Genomic DNA, 19,284 nt, shown 5'->3' with positions numbered 1-19,284 from the left:
CCATTAGATCATTGACCACGCCCCGCCGGGCCGCGTATTGCACTGTGACGGAGAAATTAGGGCAATAATGTCCTGACTGCCACCGCGTGCAGCCACTATGGATTCGTCAGTTGTGTCGTTGGAGGAGGTGCGGTGAGCGAGCTGGAAGAAGCCGATCCGGTCCCCGACCACCCGGAGCACCCCGCAGTCACCAGGGATCCGTTCGTCACGCGCGTGGCACGCGGCGTGCGCGATTTCGTGGACGGTATCGCCAACTCCTCCCCGGCACGTCTGGCCGTCATCGTGTTCGTCATCGTGGACCTGGCCTTTGCCGCTCTGCTCTGGTTACCCATGTCCGCGGCACCCGGGAAACAAACAAGCGTGGCCGACGCCGTGTTCACCGCGACCTCTGCCGTGACCGTGACCGGGTTGACCACGGTGTCCACGGCCGACCAGTGGTCCCTGTTCGGTCAGGTGATCATCCTCGTGGCCATTCAGATCGGCGGTTTGGGAACCCTCACCATGACCTCGCTCCTGGCGCTGGCGATCGGCCGGAAACTGGGCCTGAAGTCCAAATTGATCACCCAGGAGGCCCTCAACATCGGTCGCCTGGGTGAGGTGGGTTCGCTGCTGCGGATCATCGTGGTGACCTCCATTTCCATTGAGGCCGCATTGACCGTGGTGCTGACACTGGGCTTCCTGGTGTCCGGGGAACCGATTCATACCGCCCTGTGGCACGGGGTCTTCTACGGGATCTCGAGCTTCAACAACGCGGGGTTCACCCCCCACAGTGACGGCCTGGTGCCCTACGATCACACCGGGCTGGATTCCTGGCTGATCCTGTTCCCCATCTGCATCGGCGTGTTCATCGGTTCGCTGGGTTTTCCCGTGATCCTGGTGCTGCGAGAGGCGGGGTTCCGCTTCACCCGCTGGAACCTCAACGCCAAGTTGACGCTGTTGACCACGGGTGTCCTGCTGGTGATCGGGTGGCTGCTGTTTTCAAGCTTCGAGTGGGACAACCAGGCCACGATCGGCGAGAAACCGGTCAGTGAACGTATTTTCCACGGCTTCTTCGCCTCCGTCATGATGCGCTCGGGCGGTTTCAACCTGGTGGACATGACCGATACGTCCCCGGTCACCCTGCTGCTCACGGACGCCCTGATGTTCGTGGGCGGCGGTTCGGCATCGACCGCCGGTGGCATCAAGGTCACTACCCTGGCCGTGGTCTTCCTGGCGATCCTGGCCGAGGCCCGCGGCGACAAGTCCGTGATCGCGTTCTTCCGCACCATCCCGGATTCGGTGCTGCGCATCGCCATTTCCGTGATCATGATGGGAGCCACGGTGGTGCTCACGGGCTCCGCAATTCTGGTCGGCCTCACCGGCCGTCCCCTGGACCATGTGCTGTTCGAGGTCATCTCCGCGTACGCCACGTGCGGTCTCAGCGTGGGAGTTTCCGCGGACGCCACAGACGCGGGAAAATACGTTCTGGCGATCATCATGCTCATCGGCCGTATCGGCACCAACACGGTGGCCACGGCACTCGCGTTGCGATCACGGCGTAGGTTGTATTCCTACCCGGAAGAAAGGCCCATCATTGGCTAAGAACTCCTCCCATTCCGCGCCGGTCCTGGTGATCGGTCTGGGCCGTTTCGGGTCCGCCACCGCCATGCAGCTGGTCCGTCAGGGCAACGAGGTTCTGGGAGTCGAGCGCGACGCCGCTCTGGTCCAGAAGATGTCCGGTCAGCTCACCCACGTGGTCGAAGCCGAAGCCACCGACATCGACGCTCTCCGTCAGGTTGGAGCCACCGACTTCACCGCTGCGGTCGTGGGCGTCGGTACCTCGATCGAGTCCTCCGTTCTGATCACGGCCAACCTGGTGGACCTGGGGATTGACCGGATTTGGGCCAAGGCCATCTCCCCCGCCCATGGCAAGATCCTGGCGCGCATCGGTGCCCACCACGTGATCTTCCCCGAGGCGGACGCCGGCCGCCGGACCGCGCACCTGGTATCCGGGCGGTTGTTGGACTACATCGAATTCGACGATGATTTCGCAATCGTCAAGATGTACCCGCCCCGCGAGACCCAGGGCTTCACACTGGGTGAATCCGACGTGCGCTCCAAGTACGGCGTGACCGTGGTGGGCGTGAAGTCACCGGGCGAGGATTTCACCTACGCCCGCCCGGAAACCATGGTGACCTCACGAGACCTGTTGATCGTCTCCGGGCACGTGGACCTCATCGAACGTTTCGCCGCGCGTCCCTAGCACGGGTCTAGGTCGGCCAGCCACGATAAATCTAAGCTGGAACTCCGGCGCCGGATCCGACGCCGCTCGATGGGCAAGGGACTGATCACCATGGGTGAATACCGCAACATTCGAGACGCCAGTCTGTGGGTGGAGGACCGAGGAGAAGGCGATCCCGTCCTCCTCCTCCACGGCGGCATGAGCGACGTCGACGAATTCGAACCGACACTTTTCGGTCTCGCGGACACGTTTCGTGTGGTCGGCTACGACCGCCGGGGATTCGGGCGCACCGCCGATACAGGGGATTTCACCCTCACCGAGATGGCCGCCGACGCTGCCGCGGTCATTGAGTCGCTTGGGGGTGGCCCGGCGCACGTGATCGGCTACAGCGCGGGCGGGATGGTGGCCACGAGCCTGGCCCTTGAGCACCCCGATCTGGTGCGGTCCTTGACCGTGATCAGTTCCGCGCTCGGTGCGGAGGACTGGATCATCCGACCTCAACCACCCTCCGGAGACTCTCCGGATGCCGGTTACCCCGCCGTGATCGTGGACCGTTACGCCCAACTCTCGCCCGACGGGCCGGAGCACTTCCCGGTCCTCGTGCGCAAGGTCTCCGATCTTGCGGCCCGGGACGTCGCGCCCGCGGACGCGCTGGCCACGTACCCGGGGCGGGTGCTGATCATGAGCGCCGACGACGATCTGGTCACCTTGGAAAGCCAGCTCGCCCTCTACAGGTCCCTCCGGAGTGGCGAACTCGCCGTGGTCCCGGGAACCTCCCACATGCTGATGTTCGAGAAGCCCCAGGTGGTCACGGACATCATTCGCAATTTCCTGGCGGGTGCGGAGCCGGTCACGTACTTCCCGATCCATCGTGCCCGGTCCGCGGACTGATAAGAATCAGTCGCCGCAGTATTCCTGTTCCATCTCGTCCCCGCGCTCGGCCGAAGCCGTGGCACCGGCGGCGATAACGTCGCGCAGACCCTGGTCGTCAAAGGTGTTGATGGCCTTCTCCGTGGTACCGCCGGGGCTGGTGACGGCCTTGCGCAGGGCGGCGGGATCGGCGTCGTCGGGGCTGAGCAGGACACCCGCGCCCGCGACGGTTTCCTTGGCCAGGACGCGCGCGACGTCGCTGGGGAGCCCGAGCTTCTCGCCCGCCTGCTGCATGGCCTCGGCCAGGTAGAAGACGTAGGCCGGGCCGGAACCGGAGACACCGGTGACCGCGCGGACCAGGTGCTCCTCGACCTCGACCACGGTGGCCACAGAGGACAGCACCTCCTTGACGGCTTCCAACTGTTCCTTGGTGGTGTGAGTTCCGGGGGTCACGGAGATGACGCCGCGGCCCACACTCGAGGGCGTGTTGGGCATGGTGCGCACCACCGGCTGGCCTTCGGGGAGTGCCTTTTCTAGGGCTTCGAGGGTGATGCCCGCGGCCACGGAAGCGACCACGGTCTTGGGCTCCAGCGCCGGCGCGATCTCACGAGCGAGATCCAGAATGGCGTAGGGCTTCACGCCCAGCAGCACCACGTCTGCACCCTTGACGGCTTCGAGGTTGGCCTTCTCGTTCTCCTCGCCGGAGAGCACGGTGACGCCGGTGTCCTCGCGCAGCTTCTCCGCAGACGAAGCGGACTTGGTGGTCGCGCGGACGCGCCCGGCGGGCGTGCCGCCGGCGAGGACGCCGCGCAGGATAGATCCGTTCATGGATCCCGAACCGAGGAAAGACAGGACGAGCTCGCTCATGCGAAAGCTCCTTTCGATAGCGAATCTGGGCTTCTCTCGACCGTATCGCGCCCGCAGAAGCAATGAAAACGCTCGACCCTCGCGTGGCGGGCCCCCGGCGGAAAAGAACTGCCAGTTGTTCTTCAGGCTCTACCCTGCTCGTTCCCCACCTGGGTTCTTATGCTGATCACACCTCAATTGGTGCGAGTGAATAACAGGGAACGGTCCCCTAGCCCGTTTCCTCCATGTGCCGACGAGCGAACGCCAAGGATTCGGACAACCAGGCGTCCCGCTCGTCGGCATCTTTGGATTTCCGAGTAGAAACCTCCACGCCCACTACGCCCTGCCAGCGGGTATCGCGCAGGTATTCCAGCGTTTCCGCCACCGGCTGGACACCGTGCCCCGGCAACATGTGTTCATCCGCCATGGTCTTCCCGGAGCCGTCCGTGAGGTGCACGTGGCCCAGGCGGGAGCCCAGTTCCTTCACCGCAGCCAGGGAGTCCATGTGCGCGGTGGCGGCGTGGGAGAAGTCCCACGTGACCCAGTCGTAGTCCTGACCCAAAGGGCTGTAGTGGGGTGAGTACACCACGGCCTTGCGACCAGCCACCCGCCACGGGTACATGTTCTCGACAGAAATTTCGATACCGGTCATCCGGGACACCTCACGCACACCCTGCACGAAATTGCGCGCGTACTTGGTCTGCCAGCGGAAGGGCGGGTGCACTACCACGACTTCGGCACCCACCTGTTCCGTGAGCTTGGCGGCCATCTGGATCTTGGTCCAGGCCTTGCCCCAGACTTGCTGGGTGAACAACAGCGTGGGCGCATGGATGGTGGAAATGGGCACCTGATACTCCTGAATGTGGTTCAGGAGTTGGTGGGTCAGCTGGCTCATGCGCTCATGGGTGACGAGCACTTCCACGCTGTCGTAGCCCAGGCGTCGAGCGGCATCGAACGTCTCGGGTACGCCCTTGGGGTAGAGCGAACTGGTGGACAGTGCCACGTGCGGTCGGTACGGACCCTCGGTTTGGGACATCACTTGGCCACCAAATTCTTGGGGTTGACGGTGTGGATCGCTGCCCCGGTGGTCAACCGGTCCAGTCGGCGCAGAATGAGCCCTTCGCGCAACGCCCACGGCGAGATGCGCAGGGTTCCGATGTCCAGCATATCCATCGCAGTTTCGGCCACGATAGCGCCCGCGAGCACTTGGGCCGCGCGATGTTCGGAAACACCCGGCAGCTCGGCGCGTTCGGACACGGTCATCGCCTCCATGCGCCGGGTCCACAACCGCAGATCCTCGGCATGCATGATGCGTGGAACGTAGGGCCCCTGGGCCGATGGCGCCGCGCCGCAAATGCGCGCGAGTGACCTGAACGTCTTGGACGTTCCCACGGCCAGATCCGGCCGACCGCCCTTCTCGATCTTCTCCACAGCGGGCTTCAACGTGGTGCGCACGTGCCTGCGCAACTTTTTCACGTCAGCCGGGGACGCGACGTCGCTCCCGCCCAAGAACGTGCGGTACATGCGCCCGGCGCCCAACGGAACCGAGGTGGCCACGGTGGGCAGTGCGTTGGTGCCCACCGCCATTTCGAAGGAACCGCCGCCAATATCGAAGTCCATGATGCGACCGGCGCCCCACCCGAACCAACGGCGCACCGCGTAAAAGGTGATGGCCGATTCCTGGTCCCCGGAGATCTCGGTGAGCGTGACCCCTGAGCGAGACTGCACGTGGTCCAGGACGTCTGCGCCGTTGGTGGCCTCGCGGATTGCGGAGGTCGCGAACGCCAGGAGGTCCTCGGCGTCGTGCTCGACCGCGAAATCCCGGGCCTCGACCACGAACGAGGTCAGCAGGTCTCGTCCGTGATCGGTGATCCGGCCCTGCTCGTCCTGGTGTTCCACGAGCCGCAACGCCATCTTGTGGGAGGCGTACGGTTCCGGTTTGGAACCGGGGTAGACGTCCAACAGGAGCAGGTGGACCGTGTTGGATCCGACGTCCAGGACTGAGAGCCGCATGTGGTTCCTTTGCTGAGCCGCAGGCCAAGGCCCGCGGTGGACTACTTCTTGGTGGTCGACGCCTTGCGAGTGGTCGTGGCTTTGGTCTTGGTACCGGCCGTAGCCTTGCTCGCGGTTTTCGACTTGGTCGCCGTCTTGGACTTCGTTGCGGTCTTGGTGGAACGGGCGCGCGTGGTGGTCTTCTTGGGAGCGGGCCCCTTGGCGCGCTTCTCGGCCAACAGTTGCGAGGCGCGGGCGTTGGTCATCTGCTCGATGTTCTCCGCACGCGGCACCGTCACGTTGGTCTCGCCATCGGTGATGTACGGGCCGAATCGGCCGTCCTTGATCACCATGTGCTTCTCGGTGAGGGGGTCCGTTCCAAGGTCTGCGAGCGGCGGCTTGGCCGCTTGGCGGCCACGCTGCTTGGGCTGGGAGTAGATGGTCTTGGCCTCGTCCAGGGTGATCGTGAAAATCTGGTCCTCGGAACCAATCGACCGGGAGTCCGAGCCCTTCTTGAGGTACGGACCGTAACGGCCGTTCTGCACGGTGATGGTTTCGCCGTCCGTGTCCTCACCCAGTTCGCGGGGCAGTGACAGCAGCTTGAGTGCATCGTCCAGGGTCACGTCCTGCAGCTTCATGGACGAGAACAAGGACGCCGTGCGGGGCTTGGGCTTCTCGATCTTCTTGGGCTTGGGCTTACCGTTCTTGTAGTACTCCGTGGGGATCGCGTCGAGCTCCTCCTGGGTGGGCTCGGGGATCACCTCGGTCACATAGGGGCCGTAGCGACCATCCTTGGCGACGATCATGCGACCGCTGTCCGGGTTGATGCCGAGTTCACGACCGTCGGCCTTGCCGATTTCCATGAGCTCCTGGGCTTTGGCGGCGTCCAACTCGTCCGGAGCCAGATCCAGGGGCACGTTGGCGCGCACCGGGTCGGTGATCTCACCGGTCTCCGGGTCCACCGTGCCGCCCACCTCCAGGTAGGGACCGAACTTGCCCACGCGCAGCATGATCTCGTCCGTGATGGGAATCGTGTTCACGGCGCGGGCGTCGATCTCGCCCAGGTCCTCCACGATGGGCTTGAGCCCGTGCTCGGCCTGGCCATCGCCGAAGTAGAAACCGGTCAACCACTTGACCCGTTCTTCCTCGCCGCGGGCGATACGGTCCAGATCCTCTTCGAGTTCGGCCGTGAAGTCGTAGTCCACGTAATCGGTGAAGTGGTCCTCCAGCAGGCGCACCACGGAGAAGGCCAGCCACGATGGAATCAACGCGGAGCCACGCACCTGCACGTAACCGCGGTCCATGATCGTGGAGATCGTGGCCGCGTAGGTGGACGGGCGGCCGATGCCGAGCTCGTCCAGGGTCTTCACCAAAGAAGCCTCGGTATAGCGGGCCGGAGGGGTGGTCGTGTGGCCGTCCGCGGTGACGTCCGTGGCATCCAGGGCGTCACCTTCTGCCATGACCGGAAGTCGCTTGTCCTCGTCCTTGGCCTTGGCCGACGACGCCGCCGCCTCCGGGTTTTCGTCCTTACCTTCCTCGTACGCGGCCAGGAAACCGCGGAACGTGATGACCGTACCGGAAGCCGAGAACTCGGCGTCGGCGCCGGAAAGCTCACCCGCGGCCGAAGACGCAGCGGCACCCAGCCGGACCGTGGCGGTCGATCCCTTGGCGTCCTGCATCTGGGAGGCCACGGTGCGTTTCCAGATCAGTTCGTAGAGCTTGAATTCATCCACGGACAGCTGCGAACGCACCTGCGAGGGCGTACGGAAAGAGTCACCGGCGGGGCGAATGGCTTCGTGGGCCTCCTGCGCATTTTTGGACTTGGAGGAGTAGACGCGCGGCTTACCGGGAACGAAGTCCTCGCCGTAGAGTTCCTTCGCTTGCCGGCGGGCAGCGTTGATCGCCTGGTCGGACAGCGCCACGGAGTCCGTACGCATGTAGGTGATGTAACCGTTCTCGTACAGCCGCTGGGCCACGCGCATGGTGGTGCGGGAGGTGAAGCGCAGCTTGCGCGCGGCCTCCTGCTGAAGCGTGGAGGTGGTGAATGGCGCCGCGGGGCGACGGGTATAGGGCTTGGTCTCCAGAGACCGAACCGTGAACTCCGCGTCCTGCAGGCCGGCGGCCAGCGAGGTGGCTGAGGTCTCGTCCAAGTGGACCAGAGCGCCGTCGCGAGCGGACTTCAGTTCGCCGCGATCCGAGAAATCCTTGCCCGTGGCCACACGCTGAGAATTCAGGGACGACAGGCGAGCAGTGAAGCCGCGGCCTGCGTCCTGTCCCTCGGGACGCGCGAACGTGCCCGTGAGATCCCAGTAGTCGGCGGAGACGAAGGCCATGCGCTCACGTTCGCGCTGCACGACCAGGCGGGTGGCCACCGACTGCACACGACCCGCTGACAGGCCCGAGGACACCTTGCGCCACAGTACCGGGGAGATCTCGTAACCGTAGAGCCGGTCCAGGATGCGGCGGGTCTCCTGGGCGTCCACGAGATCCTTGTCGAGCTCGCGCAGCTGACCGAAGGCACGCTCGATGGCCTCTCGGGTGATTTCGGGGAAGGTCAGACGGTAGACCGGAACCTTGGGCTTGAGCACCTGCAATAGGTGCCACGCGATGGCCTCGCCTTCGCGATCCCCATCGGTTGCGAGGTAAAGGGCGTCCGCATCTTTGAGCTTCCGCCGCAGCTCCGTGACCTTCTTCTTCTTGTCCGGGTTCACCACGTAGTACGGGTCGAAACCGTGTTCCACGTCCACCGCGAACTTGCCGTACGGACCCTTCTTCATGTCCGTGGGCAACTCAGAAGGCTGCGGCAGGTCTCGGATATGGCCCATCGAGGATTCGACCTCGTAGGCGTCGCCGAGATAACCCGCAATCGTTTTCACCTTGGATGGTGACTCCACGATCAACAGGCTCTTGCCGGTTTCAGCGTTCTTGGTGGCCTTGGTTGGCACGGTACTCCTCGTCATGACCCGTGGATTCGAGCGGGTCTGGTCCTTCCAATGGGGGCTGCACGAAATCCCCCGTGGTTACACACCGTCTCACAAGAGAGGTTTTACCACTCGTTCAGGTGCTCAGGCCGGATCGTGATCCGGTTCCGTGGTCATGGTGAACTCACGGCCCGTGGCCGAGTCAACATCGATCACCACGAAGTGGTACTTGTACGTGGGCGCCCAGGGCTTCAGTGGCAACTGCTCGGCGGCGTCGCGTTCGGCCTGGGTTTCCAGGCGACGTGCGCGGCCGTGCACCACCACGGACTGCACGTGATCCCCGACCACACGGTCCACTTCGAAAGCCACGTGATTGTTGACCACCAGGCTCGCGAGCTTGGTGCCCTGTGCAGTACGGAAATACAGCTTACGGTCCTTCGCCACATAATTGACTGGGAAAATGTCCACCATGCCTGCGGCCTGCACGGCCAAGCGGCCGAACGGAAGCTCCCCCAGAAGCTCCCACACGGCAGTGGTGTCGAGGGGCAGTATCGGATTAAAGGTTTCGCCGGTGCTCATAACTTCAGTCTTACACTTCCACCAACACGCCGTGGGTGATGAGTGCCCTGATTTCACGTAACAATTGCTCCGATGGGCCGCCGTCCCACCCCAACAGCGTGCCCAGGGCGGTCAGGATCTGGCGGGCCGTCAGCTCGCCGTCGCACACGCCCACGAAACCGGCGGCCTCGCTGCTGAGCACCACGGTGCGGCGCAATCCACCGCCCTGCCGCAACAGGATCAGGGCCGGGTCCTCGGCCCCGGGACGGCCGTGCCGTTCCTCGGTGACGTCTTGAGCGACGTAGTAATGCTTGTCCTGCCAGGCGTCATCGGCGACGACGCCGCTCGCGGCCTCTCCGCGAAACATCGCCTCCGCGCGTGACCACTCCGCCGCCAGGGTGGCCGCGATGGGTTGCTGAATGGGGTGGTCGATGTGCTCGAAAATCCGGAGGATCTCGGTCTCGGCGCCGGGTTGCTCCGGACGCGCGAGGCGGACCATGCCGAAACCGACCGCACCCACGTGACGCGAGGTGAAGTCCGCGAGGTAGTCGCGATAAGCGGCGTCGTAGGCTTCGATATCTCGTTGCTGTGAAGCGTCCCGCAACCAGGTTTCCGCGTACTCGCACACGTCCTGAATCTCGCGTTGAATGACCCATGCGCCGACGCCCGGGGCGATCCATTCCTCGACGCGTTCGGACCAAATCTTCTCCGGGTCGGTGTCCGGCGTGTCGGGGATTTCCCAATTGGCCAGCAGATGAGCGGTGGCACCCTGAGCCATCACGGCGGGCAGCGCGGTGATCAGTTCGGAGACCAGCCGGTCGCCAGCCTTGCCACCGTCGCGGTAGGTGAAACGCTCCTCGTCGGCTTCGTTGCTGCGGCGCGGAGTAATCACAAACGGCGGGTTGGAGACGACCAGGTCGAATTCCTGGCCCGCTACCGGTTCCAGCAGACTGCCTTGTACCAGGGTGGCACGAGCTTCGAGGTCGAACGGGTCCAGATCCAGCGCGCGGGCGTTGAGCACCAGGTTGAACCGTGTGGTGGCCAGGGCCCGATCGGAAAGGTCTGTGGCCGTGACGTGACGAGCGTGGGAGAGCAGGTGGAAGGTCTGAATGCCGCAGCCGGTACCCACGTCCAGCGCGGTGTCTACGTCGCGCCGTTCGGTGGAACGGACCAACGTCAGTGAGGCTCCGCCAATGCCCAGCACATGATCACGGCGCAACACACCGGGGCGTTGGAAGGCTCCCAGGTCGCTGACCACGTAGAGCTCGCCCGCAACATCGGTGGAATAGGGGCGCAGATCCACGGACGCACGCACCAGGTCGGTGTTCGCAGCCCCATCGTTGGGGGTGCCGTTGCTGGCTGTGTCGTCGTTGGCGGTGCTGAGGTTGTCCGGCTCGCTGCTCCTGGTCCCGCCGCCCTCGTATTCCAGGAGGCCAAGGCGCCCAAGCCCCGAGGCACCCACGGTGGGCAGAGCGGCGTCGACGTCCGCAGCGGGAACGACGTCCCCCAGGAGGAACAGCGCGATCACCGCGGCCAGGCGCGGCTGTGTCTCGCTCGCGCGGTCGCGGGCGACGCGCGCAGGAACCGGTTGCTCCCGCAGCCACGCGTCCATGGCGCGCTCTCCGAGCATGTCCGTGACACCGTCCACGGTGAAATTGCTGTCTGCCAGGTCTCGGTGGAGATCCTGAATGAGCTGAGGGTCCTGCGAGCGCGGCGCATCGGCCACCGCGCTAAATGGCGCGGCAGCGGGCAAATCAGTCAATGCTCAGTGACCCAGGCGGAACTTGCGACCGGTGACGCGGGTGGGGGTGATCTCCACGAACTCTAGCTTTTCGGTCTCGAGCCACGGGCGCAGACCCAGCGACTCCACACGCTCAATGTCTTCGGTCTCGGTCAACATGCGTGCGGTCCCGCGCACGACCACTGAGTGGGCCTCGGAGCCGGTCGCGCGATCGATTTCCACGGTCACGTGCGGGTTCAGCTGCAATTGCAGCACCTTGGTGCCCTTGGCCGAGCGGAAGTACAAGCGCTCACCGTCGGTCACGATGTTCAACGGGGTGATGTCGATTTCATCGCCGTCGCGAGTAGCCAGCCGGGCGAAACGTGCCTGCTTGAGCAGGTCCCAGCTCTCCTGTTCGGAAAGCTCCTGAATGGGCGGCTGCTTGGCCTCGTCCTGCTGATCGTGTGACTTGGCAATGTTCATGGGGTGTCCCTGCTCCGGAGTGCTCATATCCCCATAATTCCATGCGCGCCGTGTCAGCGGGGAGACCACCGCTAAATTGGCGCAGATCACTGCCGTATGACGAAACCGCGCCCGTTGTGGAGGGCGAGCGGCACGGGGGCTGGTCGCGGCGGCGTCGTTGCAAGACGGGATCGTTATAAGTCGGGGACGTTTCCGTGTGACGCCGTCGATGGCCGGGGGAAGCGAGACGACTATTTCGGGCGGCTTATGCGTGTTGCTGCGTACGGAAGAATAGGACGGTGAGTTCTTCCCAGGACATGGTCAATTTGCTCGGCCGCGGACCGCAGCCCGAGCAGGTTCGTCATGTCCGCGAACTACCCGCGCGCGAGGCCGAATATGCACCGTGGCCCGAGTGGATCCACCCGGCCGTCCGCCGGGCGTACGAGCGGCTGGGGATTCATGAACCGTTCGCTCATCAAGTCGCGGCGATGACGGCGCCTCGGCACGCGATCGTGGCCACCGGAACGGCCTCCGGCAAGTCACTGGTGTATCAGTCGCTGGTGCTCAACGCCGTTCATCGTGGGAAACTTGCCATCGCCTCCCGACCTGGACTGTTACACCACCCCGAGGAAGCCACGGCGCTGTACTTGTCGCCCACCAAGGCACTTGCGGCGGATCAATTGATGTCCCTTCGGTCGCTGGGTTTCGACGACGTGCGCGCGGCCACCTACGACGGTGACACCGACACCGGCGAGCGCCGCTGGATTCGCGACCACGCGGACGTGATCCTGTGCAACCCGGACATGCTCCACCACGGCATCCTGCCCAATCACACGGGCTGGTCGCGATTCTTCCGGCGGCTGCGCTTTGTGATCATCGATGAGGCTCATTCCTATCGGGGCGTATTTGGTTCGCACGTGGCCGTGCTCATGAAGCGCCTCAAGCGGATTGCCGCTCATTACGGGGCGGACCCGGTCTTTGTGGGGGCCTCCGCGACCAGTGCATCACCGCAGGAATCGTTTGCGCGATTAATCGGTGCCTCACCTGACGAGGTGACGGCCGTGGAGCGCGATACCTCGCCGCATGGTTCGCGCACCGTGGTGTTGTGGGAGCCGGAGCAGTCGCCGGGAGGGTCCGATAACAACGCGCCCTCACGACGCACGGTGACCGCCGAGTCAGCGGACATGCTCACTGATTTGGTGCTGCAGCAGATCCGCACGATTGCGTTCATTCGGTCGCGCCGGGGTGCCGAGACGATTTCTCAGATCGCGCACCGGCAACTCGAAGAGGTTGACCCGTCGCTGGCGCACCGAGTCGCGGCGTATCGGGCGGGTTTCCTCCCGGAGGAACGTCGGGAACTGGAACAGGCCCTGCGCGACGGTCGCCTATTGGGGGTTGCAAGCACTTCTGCGCTCGAGCTGGGAATCGACATCACCGGGCTCGACGCCGTCCTGGTCGCCGGGTGGCCCGGCACCCGAGCCTCGTTCACTCAGCAGATCGGCCGCGCGGGGCGTGCTGGTCAACATGCACTGGCCACGTTGATCGCCGGAGACGATCCGCTCGATACCTACCTGGTGAACCACCCCGAGGCGATTTTTGACGTGCCCGTGGAGGCCACGGTGTTCGAGGCGTCCAATCCGTACGTGCTCGCACCGCACCTGTGCGCCGCGGCGGCCGAGCTCCCCATCCGGACCACTGAACTCGAGTTGTTCGGGCCCACCGCCCACGATGTGGTGCAATCCCTTGAGGCCGCCGGCCACTTACGACGGCGCCCGAGCGGCTGGTTCTGGACGCGTTCCGAACGGCCCGCGGACATGGTGTCCATCCGTTCCGGGGACGGCGGGCCCGTGCAGATCATCGAATCCGAGACCGGCGCGGTGCTGGGAACCATGGGTGCTCCGCAGTCCCACTACCAAGCACATCCCGGAGCCGTGTACGTGCATCAGGGCCGTACGTACCTGGTCGAGGATTTGGACGAGGAACTCAGCGTGGCCTCCGTGCGGCACGCGTTCCCGGATTTCTATACTGTGGCCCGCGATGTGACGGAAGTTCGAGTGCGTTCCGTGGCTGACACCCAACGCTGGGGTCCCATCACCATTCACCGCGGCAGCGTGGACGTGACAACCCAGGTGATCAGTTTCCAGCGCAAACTCACCGCCTCCAACGAAGTGGTAGGCGAAGAACCGTTGGAGTTACCCCCGCGCCAATTGACCACTACAGCCACGTGGTTCACCGTGGACCAGCCTCAATTGGCCGCCATGGGAATCGAGGAACCGGACATCCCCGGCTCCCTGCACGCGGCCGAGCACGCCATGATCGGGCTGCTCCCGTTGTTGGCATCGTGTGACCGCTGGGATGTGGGTGGGCTGTCGACCGCCTTGCATGCTGACACCGAGCTCCCCACCATTTTCGTGCACGACGGCCACCCCGGCGGTGCTGGTTTCGCCGAGCGCGGTTACGACATGTTTCACCGCTGGATCACCGCCACCCGTGATGCCATTGCCGCGTGCGAATGCGAGACCGGCTGCCCGTCCTGCGTGCAATCTCCCAAGTGCGGAAACCGCAACAATCCGCTGGATAAAGCCGACGCGCTCAAGCTGCTGAACGGGTTGCTGCGGTTCGCTCCGGCTGCCACATCAGCGGAATGAGCGCTAAGCAGTCTCCGAGGGCGTACGGATAACTCACCTCACCGATATCGAACTGCATCACGGCTCTCCCGGCGGCGGTCCGGCCCGTGATATTCCAATGGCCGGGCCCAGCGGTTCCAATGGGCCGAACAGCGCGATGCTCGTGCGGACATCCACGGTGGTTTGTTCGGGACTCACCAGGTCGCAGTGATCCATGACCGCGCCGTTCTCCTGGGCTACGGCCCGGGCCACGTCGCAAGGCACGCCGCTCGCTAAGCCCCGGGCCGTGTCGGCTGCAGCGAGCGCGGCGAGGTCTGCGGCTTTGGCGGCCCGGTGCATCGAGATGCCCGCCTGCCCGAGCAACAGGATCACGATCAGCAGCGCACACATGAGCACGGCGATGGTCATGCCGTGGACAGTTCCTGACCCTTCATCGGGGTGGTTCCGACTCTTGGAACTCCCACGTGCGGCCGTCTGGCGATCCCGATGCGGACTCGACCAGACCGAACGACACCTGTCCGCTTCCGGAACACTACGGGCCCACATCTGCGTTCCTCGCTCCTTCGGTCACGGCCATGGCATCAGCTTGAAGTGTCCAGCTACTCCACTGGCCCAGGATCCCCGGTGCCGGTCCGCTGACCGTCACGTTGACCCGGTCGGAGCCGGCGGCAACGGTCACCGTGGAATCATCCCCTGCGATCTCTCGTGCTCGCTCTTGGGCGACGGCCACGGTTTCCCCTCGAGCAGCGGCCCTGGCAGACGCTCGAGCCGCTTCTTCGAAACGGACCAGTGTCATCCCGGCTGCCGCCGCGGCCAGCATGACCGCAAGCAATAACACCAGAGCGGGCATGATGACCGCGGTTTCCACGGTGACGGCACCCCTATCGCAGGGGTCTTTGGACTCTCTGCCTGACCGTGAGCCAGCGGTGGAAAAAGAGGTCCAAGGTTGCTCTGTTCTCACGTCGGTGCCTTTCCGAGAACTCAGGTGGGTCCGTTGGGCACGCCTCACCATCGAGGCGCACCCAACGGTGTTGCTCCCATCGGATTACACCGACAGAGCCTTCTGGATGATGCCCAGCAGCAGACCCGATACGGAGTCAGAGGACAGCACTGCGGCCATGACGCCGCCGAACGCGGCGGCTGCCAGGACGATCACTGCGTATTCCGCGGTGGATGCGCCGAGATCCGGGTGATCCGAGCTAAGAACGAGTTCGGTGCTGTGGGCTTCCAGCACGGCATCGGGCTGGATGACCTGCGGAGCTGCGGGGACGATGGTGACGGTGGTGTGGGACATGGTGTTCTCCTGTGTGGTGGGTGATTCGAGCGGGGATCTGGGGTTGATGTCGCGGCCCGCGGGCGGCGCTCGGCCGCGGATCATGAGGCGAACACCTTGGGCAGCAAACTCATGAGCACGGGCAGCACGCCCCAGCACATGAAGGCGGGTAGACAACACAGTCCGAGCGGCAGCACCAGTCGAACTGATAGCGCTTCTGCGGCACGTTCCGCTCGACGGAACTGGGCTCGCCTTACTTGCTCGGCTTGCCCCCGCAAGACCGTCGCCGACGCCGCCCCGGACGTCGCCGTGAATTCGAGCGCATCGCGGTAGTCCAGTAACGCTCTGGGTGACTCGTTGGCCGATGACCACGCGGTGTCCCAGTCCAGACCCAGTCGAAGTGCTGCGGCAACCCTTTGAAGCTCGGGATGACCGGTCCCGGCAGTGCTGTGGGCCAGCACGGAGACTGCCTCCGCGAGAGGTAGTCCAGCGTCAAGCTGAGTTGCTGTCAGCTCGACGAGTGTGGCGGCGGGTAACCCGGGCGAGCTGCCGTGCGAAGCCAACAGAGCGGCGTCGTCGGTCGGTGCTGAGATCGAGCCAGCGGGACCCGTTGAGGACAACGCGACCGCGCGCGGCGATGACCAGACGAAAAACGCTACGGCTACTAAGAGTCCAGTGGCCAGGGCAATGGTCATGGTCCGTCCACCCCCTCGGCGTGCCGCATGAGCTGGCGGGTCCACAACCGACCGGCCACCGTGAGGACAGCTCCCGCAATAAGTGCGATTCGGCCCCACGGTGTGGTGATCAGGGTGGTGATCGGGCCGGTCCCCATGAGCATTCCGAGACCGAGTGCGAGGACCGGCAGCCACGCAAGGACACGCACCGTGGCTCGGGGACCGGCGAGCGCGCTGTCGCGAGCGGCCTGGGCATCGATCTGTGATTCGACAGAATCAGCCAAGCCGTTCAGGGTCTTCGACAGAGATGCTCCGGAGCGTTCCGAGATCTCCCAACACGCGGCTAGCTGCACGCTGACGGAGCGGGCCCAGCGAGCGAGTTCGTGGTCAGACACGTCCGGAGTGGATTGCGCGATCCGGCCCAGGGTTACGGAGGCTGGGACACCCAGCTCCGACGCCGCATGTACGTCGCGGCACAAACGTTCGATCCAGGCGGCTGTGGGGTTGGCGGGGCTCTGGCTCGTGGCCCGGGAGGCCTGGCCGAATACGAGGGACGGACTGCGACCGGCGTTGAGCAGAGCCGCCAGCCGTCGGATCAGAGTGACCCATTGGGCCGCTTCCGCCGCGCGGTCCCGTCGCCAGTGGCGGGATGCGAAGGACACCGTGGCCAGCGAAGTCCGTTGGCGTTCTGGGTCATGGCTCCGTGCGACCCCGACGCTGTGGACGACGAGGGCGCGGCTACCCGCTCCCCCGGCCCACATCAGGCCCGCCGCGGCGATGAGACTTCCCACGGACAGGGCGAGGATCATGACGCACCCTGCGGGTGTGCTGCGCCGACAAATGCAGAGTCAGATGCGCTCGCGCGAGCTGCGGGGCGTGACAACAGTTCCGCCACACGTGGCCATCCCGGGCCCTTGACCGGTTCTCCACCATCGCAGCTCAACGCCGCCAGGGTGATGAGTTGATCGCCTGACAGCTCGAGCGTGCACAGGGTCTCCAAGCGTCTGCCGTCCACTCCCCTGCTCACGTGGGCGATCAAGTCAAGGGCGCTGGCAGCCTGCAACTCGACGGACTCGCGGCTCATCCCGGCGAGCGAGCCCAGCGCCGCCAAGCGGGCGGGAACAGCTTGCGCAGAGTTCGCGTGCACGGTTCCGGCGCCGGCGTGTCCGGTGTTCAACGCCGTGAGGAGCTCACGGACTTCGGCCCCGCGGCACTCCCCGACCACCAGACGATCCGGGCGCATCCGCAGGGCTTGGCGCACCAGCGCTGCCAGGTCCACGGCGCCGCTGCCCTCCACATTGTCGTGCCGGGCCTGCATCCCCACCACGTGAGGATGCTCCGGGTTCAGTTCGGCTGCGTCCTCGATGAGTACCAGACGCTCGGACGGATCGCACTGCGACAACAGCGCGGATAGGACGGTGGTTTTCCCGGACCCCGTGGCCCCGCTGATCATCAAGTTGGCCCCTGCGGAGATGGCCGTACACAGCACGTCCGCCATGAACGGGTGGATGGATCCCGAGGACACCAAGTCGGTCAGGGACAACCGCTGAGGAGCCTGAAACCTGATGGACAGCAACGTGCCGCTCGTGGACACCGGTGGGATCACGGCGTGGACACGTAGTCCAGTGGCGGTCTGCACGTCAACGCATGGGTTGGCGTCGTCGAGCCGACGACCGGCCGCCGTGATGAGACGCACCGCGAGCGCGCGAACATCTGCCTCATTCGCGAAAGGAGATGGCACCCGGGTCACGCCGCCGAGGGTCTCCACGAACACGTTCTCGTGCCCGTTGACATACACGTCGCTGAGCCCTTCGGTGGGCAGGAGCGGTTCGAGCGGACCGAGTCCCGTGAGCTCGGCTTTGATGTGCTGTACCGCCCGGATAGATCCCACCGCTCCGAGCACGCGGCCGGTGTCCTGGATGGCGCGGGCAATCCGGGCGTCAGTGAGGGCACCACCTTCCTGCAGTAAACGATTGCGGACGTCTTCCGTGAACTGAGTGTCGAGTTCCGTGCCGCTCATGACCGCGCCTCCACCTGCTGGGCTATGGCACGGACGGCTTTCGCATGTTTCGCGCGTTTGCCCCGCTGCAACACGGCACCGTTGTCGAGCTCTTGAGGGAGGCGTGGGTCGAATGTGAGGGAGCCGGCACAACCGACTCCGGTTGCCGATTCCACGATGGCTGCATCCACGTCCGCCACGTTGAGCCCGGTCAGGACGGTCATCACTGGGATCTCGCCGCAGCGCTGGACTGCCAGTGTCGCCGCCAGAACTCCCCTGACGGTGCGCGGAGTGAGCACTAGCACCGTTGAGCACCACTGAGCCTGCTCCTCGAGGCGGTCCGCATTCAGGTCAACGACCAGATAGGTCGCCGCGCTTCTCAGCGCGTGGATCACGGTGCCCACCGGAACACTGGAGGCGTGCGTGCCCTGGCGGTCCCAGGAGAGGTAACGCAGAGATCCCGCGCTCGGCATGGCCGCCCACAACTGATCCGCCGCCACAGCACCCGAGAACTGGTGCAACTCGGGCCAGCGCAGGCCGTCCTCGGATTCCGTTCCGAGCACCAAGTCCAGGCCCGCTGCACCGGGGTCGGCATCGACCACCGCGGTGGGCGCACCGGTCTCCGAGAATTCTTGGGCGAGCCAGCACGCAAGCGTCGAAGCGCCCACACCACCCGTTGCACCCACCACGCCGAGGACACGTCCGAGCTCGATCGCGCCTGTTTCGTGTTCGGAGCGCGCGAGCATCTCGGCCAGCCATTCGGCGGCGTCGGGGAGCACGACGACGGCGCTCGCCGCGCTGCGGGCCGCGAGTTCCCACGCTGACTGGTGGGAAGCCAAGGCGACGATGATCGCTCCGTTGGGAACGCGTTCGACCTCCGACGCCGCATCGACCAGCAAGGTGTCCGCGCCCTTCGTGTCGGCGAGGCTGTCGGTGACCGTCAGTTCCACGCGACAGCTCACGCACACGGCTTCTACGGATTCGATGAGCTGCGGATCAGTGCTCAGAAGATGGACCGTTCTGGTCAAGGCTGCTGCCAGTAAGTCGCGGCTACGTCGATCGACGGTCGCACGGTCAGGGTCGGTGCGCTGGGCTCTGCGCGTCCGCGGAATCACCGCCGT

Annotated in this window: 18 protein-coding genes; 4 read left to right on the top strand and 14 right to left on the bottom strand. The window is 65.0% G+C overall.

Features of this window, described 5'->3' with window-relative positions; genetic code table 11:
• Positions 1-132: 132 nt before the first annotated feature.
• The 3 genes from EWV37_RS02350 (at position 133) to EWV37_RS02340 (ending at position 3,112) form a co-directional block, all read left to right on the top strand.
• The gene (locus EWV37_RS02350; RefSeq protein WP_129699615.1) at positions 133-1,581 is read left to right on the top strand and encodes a TrkH family potassium uptake protein; all 1,449 of its coding nucleotides are present in this window, start codon (positions 133-135) and stop codon (positions 1,579-1,581) included.
• Entirely contained in the window at positions 1,574-2,242 is a 669-nt protein-coding gene (locus EWV37_RS02345; RefSeq protein ID WP_095796463.1) for a potassium channel family protein, read from the top strand. The genes EWV37_RS02350 and EWV37_RS02345 overlap by 8 nt, the downstream gene beginning before the upstream one ends.
• Positions 2,243-2,311: 69 nt before the next feature.
• On the top strand, positions 2,312-3,112 hold the full coding sequence (locus EWV37_RS02340) for an alpha/beta fold hydrolase (RefSeq protein ID WP_129699614.1): 801 nt from the start codon (positions 2,312-2,314) through the stop codon (positions 3,110-3,112).
• Between the two features lie 6 nt (positions 3,113-3,118).
• On the opposite strand, the gene proC is transcribed toward EWV37_RS02340, so the two are convergent.
• The 7 genes from proC to EWV37_RS02305 form a co-directional block, all read right to left on the bottom strand.
• Entirely contained in the window at positions 3,119-3,958 is an 840-nt protein-coding gene (proC, locus tag EWV37_RS02335; RefSeq protein ID WP_129699613.1) for a pyrroline-5-carboxylate reductase, read from the bottom strand.
• Between the two features lie 208 nt (positions 3,959-4,166).
• Positions 4,167-4,973, bottom strand: coding sequence for a sugar phosphate isomerase/epimerase family protein (locus EWV37_RS02330; protein ID WP_129699612.1), 807 nt, complete (start codon positions 4,971-4,973; stop codon positions 4,167-4,169).
• Entirely contained in the window at positions 4,973-5,950 is a 978-nt protein-coding gene (locus EWV37_RS02325) for a Ppx/GppA family phosphatase (RefSeq protein ID WP_095796459.1), read from the bottom strand. Before EWV37_RS02325 ends, EWV37_RS02330 begins: the two co-directional genes overlap by 1 nt.
• 41 nt (positions 5,951-5,991) lie before the next feature.
• Positions 5,992-8,874 (bottom strand): type I DNA topoisomerase, encoded by a 2,883-nt coding sequence (gene topA, locus EWV37_RS02320; RefSeq protein ID WP_095796458.1) that lies wholly within the window; start codon positions 8,872-8,874, stop codon positions 5,992-5,994.
• A gap of 120 nt (positions 8,875-8,994) precedes the next feature.
• Positions 8,995-9,429, bottom strand: coding sequence for a pyridoxamine 5'-phosphate oxidase family protein (locus EWV37_RS02315; protein ID WP_095796457.1), 435 nt, complete (start codon positions 9,427-9,429; stop codon positions 8,995-8,997).
• A 10-nt stretch (positions 9,430-9,439) separates the two neighbouring features.
• A complete protein-coding gene (locus EWV37_RS02310; RefSeq protein WP_129699611.1) occupies positions 9,440-11,170 on the bottom strand; it encodes a DUF7059 domain-containing protein in 1,731 nt (576 codons plus the stop codon).
• 3 nt (positions 11,171-11,173) lie between these two features.
• Positions 11,174-11,638: a pyridoxamine 5'-phosphate oxidase family protein gene (locus tag EWV37_RS02305; RefSeq protein WP_095796455.1), complete on the bottom strand. Its 465-nt coding sequence runs from the start codon at positions 11,636-11,638 to the stop codon at positions 11,174-11,176.
• A gap of 251 nt (positions 11,639-11,889) precedes the next feature.
• On the opposite strand from EWV37_RS02305, the gene EWV37_RS02300 reads away from it, so the two are divergent.
• On the top strand, positions 11,890-14,238 hold the full coding sequence (locus EWV37_RS02300) for a DEAD/DEAH box helicase (RefSeq protein ID WP_129699610.1): 2,349 nt from the start codon (positions 11,890-11,892) through the stop codon (positions 14,236-14,238).
• Positions 14,239-14,295: 57 nt separating this feature from the next.
• On the opposite strand, the gene EWV37_RS02295 is transcribed toward EWV37_RS02300, so the two are convergent.
• From EWV37_RS02295 to ssd, 7 genes are all read right to left on the bottom strand, one after another.
• Positions 14,296-14,763: an Rv3654c family TadE-like protein gene (locus EWV37_RS02295; RefSeq protein WP_256382219.1), complete on the bottom strand. Its 468-nt coding sequence runs from the start codon at positions 14,761-14,763 to the stop codon at positions 14,296-14,298.
• On the bottom strand, positions 14,750-15,085 hold the full coding sequence (locus EWV37_RS02290) for a TadE family type IV pilus minor pilin (protein WP_238663010.1): 336 nt from the start codon (positions 15,083-15,085) through the stop codon (positions 14,750-14,752). The genes EWV37_RS02295 and EWV37_RS02290 overlap by 14 nt, the downstream gene beginning before the upstream one ends.
• Before the next feature lie 177 nt (positions 15,086-15,262).
• Positions 15,263-15,511, bottom strand: coding sequence for a DUF4244 domain-containing protein (locus tag EWV37_RS02285; protein ID WP_238663009.1), 249 nt, complete (start codon positions 15,509-15,511; stop codon positions 15,263-15,265).
• Between the two features lie 80 nt (positions 15,512-15,591).
• A complete protein-coding gene (locus tag EWV37_RS02280) occupies positions 15,592-16,185 on the bottom strand; it encodes a type II secretion system F family protein (protein ID WP_095796450.1) in 594 nt (197 codons plus the stop codon).
• Positions 16,182-16,973: a type II secretion system F family protein gene (locus EWV37_RS02275; protein ID WP_129699608.1), complete on the bottom strand. Its 792-nt coding sequence runs from the start codon at positions 16,971-16,973 to the stop codon at positions 16,182-16,184. Before EWV37_RS02275 ends, EWV37_RS02280 begins: the two co-directional genes overlap by 4 nt.
• Positions 16,970-18,184, bottom strand: coding sequence for a TadA family conjugal transfer-associated ATPase (locus EWV37_RS02270; RefSeq protein ID WP_129699607.1), 1,215 nt, complete (start codon positions 18,182-18,184; stop codon positions 16,970-16,972). Before EWV37_RS02270 ends, EWV37_RS02275 begins: the two co-directional genes overlap by 4 nt.
• Entirely contained in the window at positions 18,181-19,191 is a 1,011-nt protein-coding gene (gene ssd, locus EWV37_RS02265) for a septum site-determining protein Ssd (RefSeq protein ID WP_238663008.1), read from the bottom strand. The genes EWV37_RS02270 and ssd overlap by 4 nt, the downstream gene beginning before the upstream one ends.
• Between the last annotated feature and the right edge of the window lie 93 nt (positions 19,192-19,284).

The sequence above is a fragment of the Kocuria carniphila genome, from assembly GCF_004136555.1.
Taxonomy (GTDB): Bacteria; Actinomycetota; Actinomycetes; order Actinomycetales; family Micrococcaceae; genus Kocuria; species Kocuria carniphila.
The sequence above is the reverse complement of the archived record's forward strand: the minus strand, read 5'-3'. Positions and strand labels throughout refer to the sequence as shown.

Coding starts and splice junctions, on each gene's coding strand:
- EWV37_RS02280 (WP_095796450.1), bottom strand. CDS start 16,185: ATGACCATTGCCCTGGCCACTGGACTCTTAGTAGCCGTAGCGTTTTTC.
- EWV37_RS02285 (WP_238663009.1), bottom strand. CDS start 15,511: ATGTCCCACACCACCGTCACCATCGTCCCCGCAGCTCCGCAGGTCATC.
- EWV37_RS02275 (WP_129699608.1), bottom strand. CDS start 16,973: ATGATCCTCGCCCTGTCCGTGGGAAGTCTCATCGCCGCGGCGGGCCTG.
- proC (WP_129699613.1), bottom strand. CDS start 3,958: ATGAGCGAGCTCGTCCTGTCTTTCCTCGGTTCGGGATCCATGAACGGA.
- EWV37_RS02340 (WP_129699614.1), top strand. CDS start 2,312: ATGGGCAAGGGACTGATCACCATGGGTGAATACCGCAACATTCGAGAC.
- EWV37_RS02295 (WP_256382219.1), bottom strand. CDS start 14,763: ATGTGGGCCCGTAGTGTTCCGGAAGCGGACAGGTGTCGTTCGGTCTGG.
- EWV37_RS02325 (WP_095796459.1), bottom strand. CDS start 5,950: ATGCGGCTCTCAGTCCTGGACGTCGGATCCAACACGGTCCACCTGCTC.
- EWV37_RS02330 (WP_129699612.1), bottom strand. CDS start 4,973: ATGTCCCAAACCGAGGGTCCGTACCGACCGCACGTGGCACTGTCCACC.
- EWV37_RS02305 (WP_095796455.1), bottom strand. CDS start 11,638: ATGAGCACTCCGGAGCAGGGACACCCCATGAACATTGCCAAGTCACAC.
- EWV37_RS02270 (WP_129699607.1), bottom strand. CDS start 18,184: ATGAGCGGCACGGAACTCGACACTCAGTTCACGGAAGACGTCCGCAAT.
- EWV37_RS02315 (WP_095796457.1), bottom strand. CDS start 9,429: ATGAGCACCGGCGAAACCTTTAATCCGATACTGCCCCTCGACACCACT.